Genomic DNA, 13,301 nt, shown 5'->3' with positions numbered 1-13,301 from the left:
CAGTGTGCGCGTGAACATAACGCGACGAGTTTCATGGTGATGCAGGCCGCGCTGGGGGTGTTGTTGGGCAGGCTAAGCGCCAGTTCTGATGTGGCGGTGGGGTTCCCGATTGCCGGGCGCCGCGACCCCGCCCTCGATGAGCTGATCGGGTTTTTCGTCAACACCTTGGTGCTGCGGATCGACCTGGCCGGCGATCCCACCGTGGGGGAGTTGTTGGCTCAGGTTCGCGCCCGCAGCCTGGCCGCCTACGAGAACCAGGATGTGCCGTTTGAGGTGCTGGTCGAGCGGCTCAACCCGGCCCGGTCGCTGACGCATCACCCGCTGGTGCAGGTGGCGTTGGCCTGGCAGAACGTCCCCGGCCAGGACAGCGATGGTCCGGGGTTGGCGTTGGGTGATCTCGAGGTCACCCAGCTGGCGGCCGACACTCATACCGCCCGAATGGATCTGAGCTTCTCGTTGGCGGAGCGTCGTACCCAGGACGGTGCGCCGGCCGGCATCGGTGGGACGGTGGAATACCGCACCGATGTGTTCGATCCGGCCAGCATCCGAGCGCTGATCACGCGCTTTGAGCGGGTGTTGGCGGCGATGACCACTGACCCGCGTCGGCGGCTGTCGTCGATCGATGTGCTCGATGAGGGTGAGCAGGCGGGTCTGGAGGAGCTGGGTAACCGGACAGCGTTGACGGTGTCCGCGAGCACGGTGTCGGTTCCCGCGCTGTTCGCAGAGCGGGTGGCCTGTCAGCCGGAGGCGGTGGCGATCAGCTTTGCGGGCCGTTCGCTGACCTATCGAGAACTCGATGAGGCGGCGAATCGGTTGGCGCACGTGCTCTCTGGCCGGGGTGTGGGCCGCGGTGAGTGTGTGGCGTTGTTGTTGGAGCGCTCCACCGAAGCGGTTGTGTCGATGCTGGCGGTGCTCAAGGCCGGGGCGGCTTATCTGGCCATCGACCCGGCGCTGCCCGCGGCGCGCATCGGGTTCATGCTGGCCGATGCGGTGCCAATTGCGGTGATCACCAACGCGGCTCTTGCGCCGCGCCTGGAGGACTATGACGTGGCGGTCATCGACATCGATGACGCCGCGGTGGCCAGTTTCCCGTGCACAGCGTTGCCGGATCCGGCCCCGGAGGACATCGCGTATCTGATCTACACCTCGGGCACCACCGGTATCCCCAAGGGTGTGGCCGTCACGCACCACAATCTGACCCACCTGGCGCAGTCAACCCCTGCGCACCTGCCGCAAGCACAGGTGTGGACGCAGTGCCACTCCTATGCCTTCGACTTCTCGGTGTGGGAGATCTGGGCCGCGCTGCTGGGCGGGGCGCGACTGGTAATCGTGCCCGAGTCGGTGGTCAGTTCACCAGATGAGTTCCATGACTTGTTGATTGGTGAACGGGTCAACGTGTTGACTCAAACCCCCTCAGCGGTGAACGCGCTGTCGCCGCAGGGATTGGAGTCGGTGTCGTTGCTGCTCGGGGGTGAGGCGTGTCCCGGTGAGGTGGTGGATCGCTGGGCGCCGGGGCGGGTGGTGATCAACGCCTACGGCCCTACCGAGATCACGGTGTATGCGTCGATGAGCGCGCCGCTGTTGCCCGGGTCCGGAGCGGCGCCCATCGGTGCGCCGGTCTCGACGGCGGCGCTGTTCGTGCTCGACGAGTGGTTGCGACCGGTGCCGGCCGGAGTGGTCGGCGAACTCTATGTAGCGGGGAGCGGCGTGGCGTGTGGCTACCTGGGCCGGTCGGGAGTGACCGCGGCACGGTTCGTGGCGTGCCCGTTCGGCGGAGCCGACGTTTTCGGAATGCGGATGTATCGCACGGGGGATTTGATGAGTTGGCGTGCCGATGGGCAGTTGCAATATCTGGGGCGCGCTGATGACCAGGTCAAGATCCGCGGGTATCGCATCGAGCTCGGCGAAATCCAAACCGCCCTTGCGAGTTTGGACGGGGTGACGCAGGCGGCGGTGATCGCGCGTGAAGACCAACCGGGCACCAAACGTCTGGTGGGCTACATCACCGGCAGCGCTGATCCCGCCCAGGTGCGCGCCGTGCTGGCCGATCGGCTGCCGCCGTATATGGTGCCCGCCGCCGTGGTGCTGATCGAGGCGTTGCCGCTGACAGTCAACGGCAAACTCGATACCCGCGCCCTGCCGGCCCCCGACTATCAGGACGTCGAGCGCTACCGCGCCCCGGCCGACGCGATCGAAGAAATCCTGGCCGGCATTTATGCCCAGGTCCTCGGGCTGGAGCGGGTTGGCGTCGACGACTCCTTCTTCGACTTGGGTGGGGACAGCATTTTGTCGATGCAGGTGGTGGCCCGGGCGCGGGCGTCAGGGGTGCTGTGTCGGCCGCGCGACATCTTCGTCGAGCAGACGGTGGCCCGGCTGGCGCAGGTGGTCACGGTGGCCGGCGGGGAGGCCGGCCCGGTCGACGAGGGTGTCGGTCCGGTGGTGGCGACTCCGATCATCGAGTGGCTGCAAGGCGTGGAAACCGCCGGCGGTCCGGTCGACCAGTTCAACCAGACGGTGGTGGTGCAAGCCCCGGCGGGGGTGACCGAGGCCGATGTGGACGTGGTTGTGCAGGCCCTGCTGGATCGCCATGCCATGCTGCGGCTGCGGGTGGACGACGACGGTGCCGGCGGGTGGTCGCTGCAGGTGCCCGAGCCGGGGTCGGTGCACCCGCGGGTGCAGTCGGTGGACGTGTTGTCCGACGAGGCGCTGGTGGCGGCCCGGTCGGCGTTGAACCCGGCCACCGGGGTGATGGTCAGTGCGCTGTGGGCGGCATCCACCGGCCAGTTGGCGCTGATCATTCACCACCTGGCCGTCGACGCGGTGTCCTGGCGGATTCTGCTCGAAGACCTCAACATCGCCTGGGCCCAACACCACCACGGACAACCGGTGTCCTTGCCGGTAACCGGAACGTCATTCGCCCGGTGGGCGACGCTGCTCGGCGACCACGCGCACGCCGCGACGGTAGTCGATCAGGCCGACCCCTGGCGACGAGTATTGGCGACCCCGTCCGCCCTGCCGGCGGTGCGACCCGAGCTGGACACCTACGCCAACGCTGGGCACCTGACGGCATCGCTGGACGTCGAGACCACCCGGATGCTGCTCGGTGACATTCCGGCAGCGTTCCACGCCGGGATACAAGAGATCCTGCTGATCGCCTACGCACTGGCGTTGACGGAGTTCCAGGACTCCGAAAACATCAAGGCCACGCCCGTCGGCATCGACGTCGAAGGCCACGGCCGGCAGGAGGAACTGGGCCCCGATATTGACCTCTCCCGCACCGTGGGCTGGTTCACGAGCAAGTACCCGGTGGCATTGAACGTCGGCGGACTGCGATGGTCTCAGGTAGTGGCAGGCGAGCCGAAGCTGGGCCCGGTGATCAAAGACGCCAAGGAACAACTGCGCGGCCAACCTGACGGCCTGACCTATGGGCTGCTGCGCTACCTCAACCCCGACGTCGACCTACCCGGATCCGACCCCACCATCGGGTTCAACTACCTCGGCAGGCTGGGCGCGGCCGCAGCGGTCGAGGCGGAGGTCGCCACCGAACTGTGGCAGGTCAGCCACGACGGGGCGTCGTTCAGCGCCGCCGCGGCGGCGCTACCCATGCCGCTGGGGCACACGGTGGAACTCAACGCCAGTACCGTCGACACCGACGCCGGCCCGCAGTTGTACGCCAGCTGGACCTGGGCTCTCTCGGCGCTCGACGACACCCAGATCAGCCGACTCAGCCAGCTGTGGTTTGACGCTCTCACCGGTATCTGCGCCCACGTCCGCCAAGGTGGGGGTGGCCTGACCCCGTCCGATATCACCCCGGCTCGGCTGACCCAACAACAGATCGACGAGCTGAGCCGGCAACACCGGATCGCTGACATCTTGCCGCTGACTCCGCTGCAACAGGGACTGCTATTCCACGCCAACGCCACCAGCGGCAGCGACCAAGACGACCTCTACGCCATGCAGCTCGATGTCACCATTACCGGCCCGCTGGAAGCCCACCGGCTTCGCAGGGCGGTGCAAACGGTGGCCAACCGCCACCCCAACCTGGCTGCCCGGTTCAACCAGCAATTCGACGAACCGGTGCAGATCATCTCCGCCGAACCCAACGTTCCGTGGCAATACCTCGACATGGCCGCCGACAACGCGGACATCGACGAGCAGATCCAGCTGTTGTGCGCCGCCGAACGCGGTGCGGTCTGCGACTTGGTCCATCAGTCGGCCTTCCGCGCGGCGCTGATCCGCACCGGCAATGGTGAGCACCACTTCGTCCTGACCTACCACCACATCGTGCTCGACGGCTGGTCGCTGCCGATCCTGCTGCAAGAGATCTTCGCGAGCTACTACGAGCAGCGGCTGCCGGCCCCCGGTTCCTACCGACGGTTCGTCACTTGGCTGGCCGATCGAGACGTCGACGCTGCCCACGCCGCCTGGCGTGAAGTCCTGGCCGGATTCGACAACCCCACCCTGGTCGCGCCGAGCGGCCGGACAAGGCCGGGACGGCGAGCCACCGAAACCTTCCGGCTGCCCGCCGAGACCACCGGCGCCGTCAACGAGCTGGCCCGCAGCTGCCACACCACCGCCAACACCGTGCTGCAAGCCGCCTGGGCACAAGTGCTCATGTGGCTGACCGGCCACCACGACGTCGCCTTCGGCGTTGCCGTCTCGGGGCGGTCGGTCGAGGTGACCGGCTCGGAATCGATGGTCGGTTTGCTGATCAACACCGTGCCGGTTCGGGCCACCATCACCCCGGACACCACCATCGCCGACCTGCTCGACGGCCTGCAACGCCGGCACAGCGACACCCTGGATCACCAGCATCTGGCACTCAACGAGATACACCGTGCCACCGGCCACGACCAGCTCTTCGACACGTTGTTCGTGTATCAAAACTTTCCGGTGGAAACCGCCGCCAACCTCACCACCAACGGGCTGGCCATCACCGAGTTCAACGGCCGCGAATACAACCACTACCCGCTGACGCTGCAGGCTATGCCCGGCACCGAACTGGTGCTGCGTGTCGAATTCGACACCGACGTGTTCGACGCCAAACGCGTCCGAAAGATCATCGACCGCTTCCAACGGGTGCTGGCGGCCATGACCGACGATTCGGTGCAGCAATCATGAGCCCCGACGCCACCCGCCGACTGTTATCGCTGGATCTGCTCGATGACGACGAGCACACCGAGTTGCATGAGTGGGGCAACCGCGCGGCCTTGACTCGGCTCGCACCGATGCCGGTATCGATTCCGGCGTTGTTCGCCGAGCGGGTGACCCGGCACCCGGAGGCGGTTGCGCTGACCTGTGCGGGGCACTCATGGTCCTACCTCGAGTTGGACGAGGCTGCGAATCGGTTGGCGCACTTGCTGACCGCTCACGGTATCGGTCCGGGACAGCGGGTGGCGTTGCTGCTTTCCCGCTCGGCAGAGGCGGTCGTCGCGATCTTGGCGGTGCTCAAGACGGGAGCGGCCTATGTGCCGATCGATCCGGCGGTGCCCGATGCGCGGCTGGAATTCGTGCTCACCGATGCCGTGCCGATTGCCGCGGTCACCACGTCGGATCTGACCGACCGGCTGGGCGGGTATGAGTTGTTGGTCATCGATGTCGATGACCCCGCAGCCGTTGGCCAGCCCTGCGCCGCGCTACCGGCGCCGAGCCCCGACAACATCGCGTATCTGATTTACACCTCGGGCACCACTGGGGTCCCCAAAGGCGTGGCGATCCCGCACCACAATGTGACTGGATTGCTCAGCGCGCTCGACGCCGACCTGTCGCTGTCGACGGGTCAGGCGTGGACGCAGTGTCATTCGCTGGCGTTCGACTTCTCGGTGTGGGAGATCTTCGGCGCACTGCTACATGGCGGACGGCTGGTAGTGGTGCCCGATTCGGTGGTCCGCTCGCCCGAAGAGTTCCACGCCCTGCTCATCGATGAGCAGGTCAGCGTTTTGAGCCAGACCCCCTCGGCCTTTTACGTCCTGCAGGCCGTCGACGCCCAACGGCCAGGAAAGCAGCTCAAGCTCGAGGCCGTGGTATTCGGCGGTGAAGCGCTCGAACCGCAGCGTCTTAGTTCGTGGCTGGAGAACCATCCGCGATCACCGCGGTTGATCAACATGTACGGCATCACCGAGACGACCGTGCACGCGTCGTTCCGGGAGATCGTCGAAGCCGACACCGGCAAGACTGTCAGCCCGATCGGTGTGCCGTTGTCGCATCTGGCCTTTTTTGTGCTCGACGGGTGGCTGCGGCCGGTGTCGGAGGGTGTGGTCGGCGAGTTGTATGTGGCCGGCGCTGGGCTGGGCTATGGGTATGTGGGCCGGGCCGGGTTGACCTCGTCGCGGTTCGTGGCGTGCCCGTTCGCAGAGCCAGGGGAACCCGGGATACGGATGTATCGCACCGGAGATCTGGTGTGTTGGGATGCCGACGGGCAGCTGCGGTACATGGGTCGCGCCGATGAGCAGGTCAAGATCCGCGGATACCGCATCGAGCTCGGTGAGATCCAGGCGGTCCTGGCCGGACTGGACGGCGTGCAGCAGGCGGCGGTGATCGCCCGCGAGGATCATCCCGGCGACAAGCGCCTGGTGGGCTATGTGACCGGAACCGTCGACCCGACCGGGCTGCGCGCTGCGCTGGCCGAGCAGCTGCCCGCCTACATGGTGCCGACCGCCGTGGTCGCCTTGGACCTATTGCCGTTGACGGTCAACGGCAAACTCGACACCCGCGCCCTGCCTGCCCCCGAATACCTGGATGTCGATCATTACCGCGCCCCGGCCACCCCCACCGAGGAGATCCTGGCCGGCATCTACGCCCGAGTGCTGGGCGTGGAGCGCGTCGGGGCCGACGACTCGTTCTTCGACCTGGGCGGGGATTCGCTCTCGGCGATGCGTCTGGTCGCCGCAATCAACTCCGGCCTGGAGTCCGGCCTGACGGTGCGCACCGTGTTCGAGGCACCCACGGTGTCCCAGCTGGCACCCCGTCTTGGTGAGGATGAGGACGATCGGTTGGAGCCGCTGGTGGTTGGCCCGCGGCCTGCGGTGATTCCACTGTCCTTCGCCCAATCCAGGCTGTGGTTTATCGACCAGTTGCAGGGCCCCTCGCCGGTTTACAACCTGGCGGTGGGGTTGCGACTGGGCGGGCGCGTTGACGTGGATGCCTTAGGCGCGGCGCTGGGCGATGTGGTGGGTCGCCATGAAAGCTTGCGCACCCTGTTCGCCGCCCCCGACGGCATCCCGCATCAAGTGGTGATGCCCCCCGAACGAGCTGAATTCGGTTGGGACGTCGTTGATGCCACCGAATGGCCGACAAGCCAGCTGCATCGGGCCATCGAAGCCGCGGCTCGCTACACGTTCGACCTGTCCAGCGAAATCCCCTTGCATGCAAAGCTTTTCCACATCGCCGAGGACGATCACGTGCTGGTGGTCGTGGTACACCATATTGCCGCCGACGGCTGGTCGATCAGCCCGATGGTGGCCGATCTGGCAGTAGCCTATGCCGGCCGGTGTAGCGGGCAAGCCCCGCAGTGGACGGAACTGCCGGTGCAATACGCCGATTACACGCTATGGCAGCGCGCGCAGCTCGGCGATCTCGACGACAGTGACAGTCGTATCGCCACGCAGCTGAGATTTTGGGACGATGCGCTGGCCGACATGCCCGAGCGGTTGGCGCTGCCTATCGACCGGCCTTATCCGCTAGTGGCCGATCAGCGTGGCGCCAAGGCGGCCGTGGACTGGCCCGCCCAGCTGCAGCAGCAGGTTAGCCGGATGGCCAGTGCGCACAACGCGACCGGCTTCATGGTGATGCAGGCCGCCCTGGCGGTGCTGCTCTCGAAACTCAGCGCGAGTTCGGATGTGGCCGTGGGCTTCCCGATCGCCGGGCGCCGTGATCCGGCCCTCGATCAGCTGGTCGGATTTTTCGTCAACACCTTGGTGTTGCGAATCGATGTCGCCGGAGATCCGACCGTTGCCGAGGTCCTTGCCCAGGTCCGGGCCCGCAGCCTGGCGGCGTACGAGCACCAAGACGTGCCGTTCGAACTGCTCGTCGAGCGGCTCAATCCCGCCCGGTCGTTGACTCACCATCCGCTAGTGCAGGTGATGCTGGCCTGGCAGAACGTTCCCGGACAAAGCGGCGATCCAGCCACCGAGCTGGCCTTGGGCGATTTGGAGGTCACCCAGCTCCCGCTGGACACCCACACCGCTCGGATGGATCTGTCGTTTTCGTTTGCCGAACGCTGGACCGAAGCTGGTGAGCCCGCCGGGATTTCCGGGACGGTGGAGTTCCGCACTGATGTGTTCGACCATGCCAGCATCGAGACGCTGATCCAGCGGTTCGAGTGCGTGTTGATGAGCATGGCTGCCGACCCGGGTCAGCGGCTCTCGTCGATCGATGTAGTCGATGACAGTGAGCACGCTCGGTTAGCGGGTTGGGGTAACCGCGCGGGGCTGACGCAGCCGGAGATGGCGTCAGCGTCGATTCCTGAGTTGTTTGCCGCCCAGGTCGTCCGCGCCCCGGAGGCGGTGGCGCTGACCTTCGACGGCCGCTCCATGACCTATCGGCAACTTGAGGAGGCCGCGAACCGGTTGGCGCACTTGCTTGCTGGGCAGGATGTGGGTCCGGGGCAGTGCGTGGCGCTGCTGCTGTCTCGGTCGGCTGAGGCGATCATGGCGATCTTGGCGGTGCTCAAGACTGGGGCGGCGTATCTTCCGATCGACCCACTGGCGCCGAAAGCTCGACTCGAGTTCATGGTTGCGGATGCCGCGCCGATCGTCGCGATCACTACTGCCGATTTGGCGGACCGGCTGACGGGCTGCGATCTGCTGATCATCGATGTCGATGACCCCGGCATTGACACGCAACTCAGCACAGCGCTGCCAGTTCCGGTAGCAGAGGAGATCGCCTACCTCATTTACACGTCGGGTACGACCGGTACCCCGAAGGGCGTTGCCGTCACGCACTGCAACGTGACCCAGTTGCTCGATGCGGCAGGCACTTGCATGGAGCTGGCGGAACAGGTGTGGACGCAGTGGCATTCGTTGGCGTTTGACGTCTCGGTGTGGGAGATGTGGGGCGCGTTACTCGGCGGTGGGCGGCTGGTGGTCGTACCCGAGGCGGTGGCACGTTCCCCAGAAGACTTCCACGCCTTGCTGGTGACCGAACAGGTCGACGTGTTAAGCCAGACCCCGTCGGCGTTTTATGCTCTGCAATCAGCCGACGTACTCTCACCGGAGCTGGGACAACAACTTTCGCTTCGAGCCGTGGTGTTCGCAGGGGAAGGGCTAGACACGCGGCGTGTCGGAACCTGGGTGAATCACCACCCGCAATCACCGCGCTTGATCAACATGTACGGCACCACCGAGACGACGGTGCATGCCTCGTTCCGGGAAATCGTCGCCGACGATGTCGACAGCAGTGCCAGCCCGATCGGCGTGCCATTGGGGCACCTAGCCTTTTTTGTGCTGGATAGGTCGTTGCACCCGGTGCCGGTCGGGGTGGTCGGAGAGTTGTATGTGGCCGGCACCGGGCTGGCCTATGGGTATGTGCGCCGATCCGCGTTGACGTCGTCACGGTTTGTGGCGTGTCCGTTCGGTGGGCAGGAGGCCCCCGGAAGACGGATGTATCGCACTGGCGATTTGGTGTGTTGGGGTGCTGATGGGCAGCTGCGGTACTTGGGGCGTGCCGATGCGCAGGTCAAGATCCGCGGTTATCGCATCGAACTCGGTGAGGTTCGCGCGGCGTTGGCCGCCTTGGACGGGGTAGAGCAGGCCGTGGTGATCGCCCGCGAGGACCGCCCCGGCGACAAACGCCTGGTGGGTTACGTGACCGGGACGATCGATCTGGCCGGGTCGCGGGCAGCGCTGGCTGAGCGGCTACCGGCCTACATGGTGCCGGCCGCGGTGGTGGCGATCGAGGCACTGCCGTTGACGGTCAACGGCAAACTCGACACCCGCGCCCTACCGCCACCGGAATACCAAGACATCGATCATTACCGCGCCCCTGCCAGCGAAATCGAGGAGACACTGGCCGGCATCTACGCCCAAGTCCTCGGGCTGGAGCGGGTCGGCATTGATGACTCGTTCTTCGACCTGGGTGGGGACAGCATTTCGGCCATACAGGTGGTGACGTGGGCCCGTGCGGCGGGCCTCGTGTGTCGCCCCCGCGACATTTTCGTCGAGCAGACCGTGGCTCGGCTGGCCCGGGTGGCCATGGTGAGCGGCGGTGCGGATGGTCCGATTGATGAGGGCCTCGGGCCGGTAGTGGCTACCCCGGTCATGCGGTGGCTGCAAGGCGTGGACGGTCCGGTCGACGAATTCAACCAGACGGTGCTGCTGCAGGCTCCGGCGGGGGTGACCGAGGCCGACGTGCTGGTCGTGCTGCAAGCGTTGCTGGATCGGCATGGCATGCTGCGGTTGCGTACGGAGGACGACGGCGCCGGTGAGTGGTCGTTGACGGTCCCCGAGCCGGGCTCGGTGGATGCGCGCCAGTGCCTGCAGACGGTGGCGGTGTTGTCCGACGAGGCGCTGGTGGCAGCGCGGTCGCGGTTGAACCCGGCCGGCGGGGTGATGCTCAGTGCCTTGTGGGGTTCTTCCACCGGTCAGCTGGCACTGATCGTTCACCATCTGGCCGTCGACGGGGTTTCGTGGCGGATTGTGTTGGAGGACCTCAACATCGCCTGGGCGCAACATCGCGGCGGGCATCAGGTGGTGTTGCCCGCAGGCGGGACATCGTTTGCCCGGTGGGCAGACCTGCTCGCCAAGCATGCCCGCGATCCAGAAGTGGTTGCCCACGCGGAGCTGTGGCGGCAGGTCGCGGCGACCCCGGCCACGCTGCCGGCGGTGCAACCTGAGCTGGATACGTTTGCCACTGCCGGGCACCTGTCGGAATTGCTGGACGCCGAGACCACCCGAATGTTGCTTGCTGAGGTACCCGCAGCGTTTCGTGCCGGGATGCACGACATCCTCTTGATCGCCTTTGCCTTGGCGTGGACGCAATACTTGGGCACCGGAGCCGCACCGGTCGCCATTGACGTCGAGGGCCACGGGCGCGTCGACGATCTGGGTGGAGCTGCCGATGTGGACCTGTCGCGCACCATGGGGTGGTTCACCACCAAATATCCGGTGTCGATGAACGTCGGCGAACTGCGCTGGACGCAGGTGGTGGCCGGGGAGGCGGCACTGGGCGCGGTGATCAAGCAGGCCAAGGAGCAGCTGCGCGCCCTGCCCGACGGCCTGACCTATGGTCTGCTGCACTACCTGAACCCCGAGGTGGACCTCCGCGGGTCCGACCCACAGATCGGGTTCAACTATTTCGGGCGTCTGGGTGCCCCGGCCGCTTATGCGTCCGGGGATGTGTGGCGTTTCAGCGAAGAGGGCTTGTCGTTGACGGGTGCCGCCGCTGCGTTGCCTATGCCACTGGCGCACACCGTGGAGCTCAACGCCGTCACGATCGACACGGACACCGGCCCACACTTGCACGCCACGTGGACGTGGGCGCCCTCGGCGCTGGATCGCACCGCGGTAACCCGGGTCAGCCGGCTGTGGTTTGACGCCCTGGCCGGCATCTGCGCGCATGTCCGGCGCGGCGGAGGCGGGTTGACTCCCTCAGATATCGCGCCGGCCCGGTTGAGTCAGCACCAGATCGACGAGTTGTGCCGCCATCACCGCATCGCTGACGTGTTGCCGCTGACGCCGTTGCAACAGGGACTGCTCTACCACGCCAGCGTTGCCCAAGGCTCCGGCGACGATGCGTACGCGGTGCAGCTGGACATCGCGTTGAGCGGCCCGCTCGACCAGTACCGCCTGCGCGATGCCGTACACGCAGCGGTCAACCGGCATCCCCACTTGGCGGCCCAATTCTGCCCACAGTTCGACCAACCGGTGCAGATCGTTCCCGCTGATCCGGTGGCGCCCTGGCAGTACGTCGAAGTGGACGACGGCGATCTCGACGAGCAGATCGAGCGGATCTGCGCCGCCGAACGGGCCGCGGTCTGCGACCTGGTCGACCAGCCGGCCTTCCGGGTGGCGTTGATCCGCACCGGCCGAGACCGGCACCGGTTTGTGCTCACCAATCACCACATCGTCCTCGATGGCTGGTCGATGCCGATCCTGGTGCGCGAAATCTTCGCCGGTTATCACCAGCAGCGGCTGCCCGCCGCCTCGCCGTATCGCAGTTTCATGAACTGGCTCGCCCAACGGGATCGCGCCGCCGCGCACGCAGCGTGGCGCCAGGTGTTCACCGACTTTGACACCCCCCTACTGGTCGGCCCGCCGCAGAAGCTGGGGCTGCGGCGGCGAAGCGTTGAATCATTCAGGTTGTCCGCGAAGACCACCCAGGCCGTGACCAAGCTGGCCCGCTCGCGCCACACCACCGTCAACGTCGTGCTGCAGGGCGCCTGGGCGCTCCTGCTCACCTCGCTGACCGACCAGCATGACGTGGCGTTCGGCACCGTCGTCTCGGGGCGGCCCCCCGAGGTGGTCGGCGCGGAATCCATGGTGGGTCTCTTGATCAACACGGTTCCGGTGCGGGCGCAGTTTGCGCCGGCGACCACCACCACAGATCTGCTCGACCAGCTGCAAACCGCACATAACGACACGCTCGAACATCAGCACGTGGCGCTGAGCGACATCCACCGGATTACCGGTCAGGAACAGCTGTTTGACACCGTTTTCGTGTACGAGAATTACCCGGCCGACACCGGCGCAGCACCGAGCGTCGACGGGCTGGCCATCACCGGCTTCACCAGCCGGGACTACTACCACTATCCACTTGCCGTGCAGGCCGGCCCGGGCGAGGAGCTGAGCCTTCGTGTCCAATTCGACACTGACGTTTTCGATTTGGACAACATCGAAGCGCTGGTCGAGCGGTTCGAGCAGGTGCTGGTGGCCATGACTGCCCATCCGACGCGACCGCTGTCGTCGTTGGATCTGCTGGAGGGTACCGAGCACGGCGGGCTGGACGGGTGGAGCGCGCGGGTGCTGTCGACCCAGTCGGCTACCACGGCGTCGGTATCGAACGCGCACGACACCAACGGTGAGTATCACGCCCCGGCGACCTTGGTCGAACAGATCGTGGCCGGCATCTACGCCCAGGTGCTGGAAGTGGACCGGGTCGGAGTCGACGAGTCATTCTTCGATCTGGGCGGGGACTCGCTCGCCGCGATGCGCGCGATCGCGGCGATCAACGCCGCGCTGGATACCCGCCTTGCGGTGCCCGCCCTATTCGAGGCGCCGTCCGTCCGAAGCCTCAGCCAGCAGCTGGGCGGCCATATCAACACTGTGAAAGAAGATCCAGCTGTGGGCCCGGCGAGCGATCCGTAA

At 66.2% G+C, this 13,301-nt stretch carries 2 protein-coding genes (1 of these 2 running past the window's edge); both read left to right on the top strand.

The window, feature by feature from the left end; translation table 11 throughout:
* Positions 1 to 5,121, top strand: partial view of a non-ribosomal peptide synthase/polyketide synthase gene (locus AC5Y5W_RS20620; RefSeq protein WP_500012373.1) — the end only. The gene continues 19,170 nt to the left of window position 1, outside the view; only the last 5,121 of its 24,291 coding nucleotides appear in the window; its start codon lies off the left edge, out of view; it ends in the stop codon at positions 5,119 to 5,121.
* Positions 5,118 to 13,301, top strand: a complete 8,184-nt coding sequence (locus tag AC5Y5W_RS20615) for an amino acid adenylation domain-containing protein (protein WP_500022590.1) — start codon at positions 5,118 to 5,120, stop codon at positions 13,299 to 13,301. Before AC5Y5W_RS20620 ends, AC5Y5W_RS20615 begins: the two co-directional genes overlap by 4 nt.

This window comes from Mycobacterium sp. NGS51, assembly GCF_059812525.1.
This window is presented reverse-complemented; position numbering and strand designations above follow the sequence as displayed.

Bases quoted from the DNA above. Each gene is read 5' to 3' on its own strand.
- AC5Y5W_RS20615 (WP_500022590.1), top strand. From the start codon at position 5,118: ATGAGCCCCGACGCCACCCGCCGACTGTTATCGCTGGATCTGCTCGAT.